Raw genomic sequence first — 2,193 nt, 5'->3', positions numbered from 1 at the left:
ATCGGTATATGTACATAATTCAATTCAGTAAGGAAAACATATGACCAACATTGACCTTAATCGTTATGCGCGTGAATATGCGGCTCCCACCTGTGCCATACCGATCCGCGCGAGACCTCGACCATATTGCCCCCCTCAGCGCTTCTGCCTTGCGCTCACCATAATCCGTCCCTATCTTGGGGATGAATTATAGATATGGGGATGCGAATGTCCACCGCAGACGCTCTCACGCTGACCGAGGCTGGCTACGTGCTGAATCGGTCGACCACTGCACTCAACAAGGCCGTTGATACAGGCGTCATCCGCGCCCGCCAGCGCCGGGTTGGCAGCGCTGTCCAACGCCTGCTCGGACCTGCCGAGATGCGCTTCCTTCTGGTTGCCGACCGGCTCGAAAAGGATCTGACACCTGCCGGCCGCCGGCGCCTCTACGAGGCAATCCGCCAGCTCTCGACGGACGCCCATCGCATCACGCTGGGCGAACTCGTGCTTGATCTTGGGAAGGTCGACGCCGACCTCAGAGGCCGGCTGCGACGCCTCGATGAGCTCCGGCGCTGGGTCAAGGCGGACGAGGGGGGCGATCCTCTCATCAAGGGCACGACCATTCCGGTTCACATGGTCGCGGCGCTGGCGCGCACGCAATCGCTCGCGGAGATCGTGGCGGACTTCCCGTCGCTGACCCCGGAGCAGGTAAAGTCCGCGATCGAATATGCAAAGGCCTATCCCAAGCGGGGGCGGCCCTATCCCGCTCGGAGCCTGAAGCGTGCGCTCGCCGAGTTGGCCGACCTCGGCGCATTCGATGAGGAATCGCCTGCGGCCGAGGCCGCACCGCGCAGGATTCCGTGACCGGCTATCTGATCGACGAGAATGTGCTCCGCGAATTCGGGTCGCGGGGCAATGCGAATGTGCGCAAATGGCTCGCCACCATCGACGATTCGGATCTCAGGCTCAGCGTTGCGACGCTGTTCGAGAAGCGCCGCGGCGCGGAGGCGTTGAAGCGTCGCGATCCCCGGAGGGCGGCGGAATTGCTCAAGGCCATCGCTGCCGTCGAGAAAGCGTATGCCGACCGCATCATTCCCGTCGACGCTGCAGTCGTCGCGGAATGGACGCGCATGCTTGGCGCCAAGAACAAGGATCGCTGGGACATGGCGCTCGCCGCGACCGCGTGCGTCCACGATCTCGTTCTCGTGACCCGCAACACTAGGGATTTCGAGGGCCGCGGCGTGCGCCTGCTCGACCCCTTCCGTGATCCTCCGTTCCAGATCGAGCCTTGAGACGATGCGCGCCAAACCCTTCACACGCCCGACGATCATCGCCGCCAACGAGCTGCTCGCGCATCGCATCGGCACCCATGCTGAGATCAATCGGATCATGCTGCGGCTCGGACTCGAGCAGGAAATCGCTGCGGACACGTCGCTCACGATCGAGCGGAAGTGCGATGTCGCCGGCCGCATCATCCTCGAACGCGGCGCTGCGATCATCGAAACGATTGACGGCACGCTCACGCTCGCTGAGGCTTTTGTCCGCGAGGCGGTCGGTCTCTGCAGGCAGGGCGCGGAAGAATTTCTGCAAGATCGGTTCGAGCGCGGCCTCGCTCGCGACGGCTACGTCATTTCCTGGGGCGAGTGGGGCGTGCCGCCCAATCTGCGGGCGGCGCTCCCGCAGGAGATTGACCTTCCGGCGACGGACGACGAGGTTCGGGTGCTTCTGAAGCATTTCGGCTTCGCCATCGCGGCCGGCCACCTCGACCAAGCGATTCAGACGCATACGCGCGGCGAATGGGCGGCTGCGAACGCCCAGCTCAGGACCTTCATGGAAGGTCTGTTTGATGACATCGCACGGCACATCGACGTGGCGGCAGCCGAACGAGCGCAGAGCGCGGAGAACCGCCGCGCGCTGCTCGCCAGCGACCAGATCGGCTTCCTATCGGTCCGTCGCAGGGAGTGGACGTCCGACGGCAAGAACTTCATCAACGGTCTCATGAAGATGCTGCATACCGAAGGCTCGCATCCAGGGCTGTCGGATGAGGACCACTGCACATTTCGGCTGCATCTCGTCTTGGTGACGGCATCGACATGAGACTTACAACACTATTGAGGAAGGAGTTTGATTATGAAGATGACGGTAGTACAGGGTAACGGCAAGGGTCGTTTTGAATTGCTCTGTTTTGAGGGCGATGACTGTGTCTGGGAGCAG

The 2,193-nt window shown here is 62.3% G+C and carries 3 protein-coding genes; all 3 read left to right on the top strand.

Annotated elements, in window-relative coordinates; all coding sequences use genetic code 11:
- Nucleotides 1–207: 207 nt before the first annotated feature.
- From ABFC66_RS16810 to ABFC66_RS16800, 3 genes are read left to right on the top strand one after another with little or no spacing between them, the layout of a single operon-like run.
- On the top strand, nt 208–843 hold the full coding sequence (locus tag ABFC66_RS16810) for a DUF433 domain-containing protein (RefSeq protein WP_346742134.1): 636 nt from the start codon (nt 208–210) through the stop codon (nt 841–843).
- A complete protein-coding gene (locus ABFC66_RS16805; RefSeq protein ID WP_346742133.1) occupies nt 840–1,271 on the top strand; it encodes a type II toxin-antitoxin system VapC family toxin in 432 nt (143 codons plus the stop codon). Before ABFC66_RS16810 ends, ABFC66_RS16805 begins: the two co-directional genes overlap by 4 nt.
- On the top strand, nt 1,243–2,076 hold the full coding sequence (locus tag ABFC66_RS16800) for a hypothetical protein (protein WP_346742132.1): 834 nt from the start codon (nt 1,243–1,245) through the stop codon (nt 2,074–2,076). The genes ABFC66_RS16805 and ABFC66_RS16800 overlap by 29 nt, the downstream gene beginning before the upstream one ends.
- Nucleotides 2,077–2,193 lie beyond the last annotated feature (117 nt).

The sequence above is a fragment of the Parvibaculum sp. genome, assembly GCF_039680535.1.
Lineage (GTDB): Bacteria > Pseudomonadota > Alphaproteobacteria > Parvibaculales > Parvibaculaceae > Parvibaculum.
Note: the sequence above shows the minus strand (reverse complement) of the source record. Positions and strands in the feature narration are given on the sequence as shown.

Excerpts from the sequence above, each read along its gene's own strand:
- ABFC66_RS16810 (WP_346742134.1), top strand. The coding sequence starts at position 208 with ATGTCCACCGCAGACGCTCTCACGCTGACCGAGGCTGGCTACGTGCTG.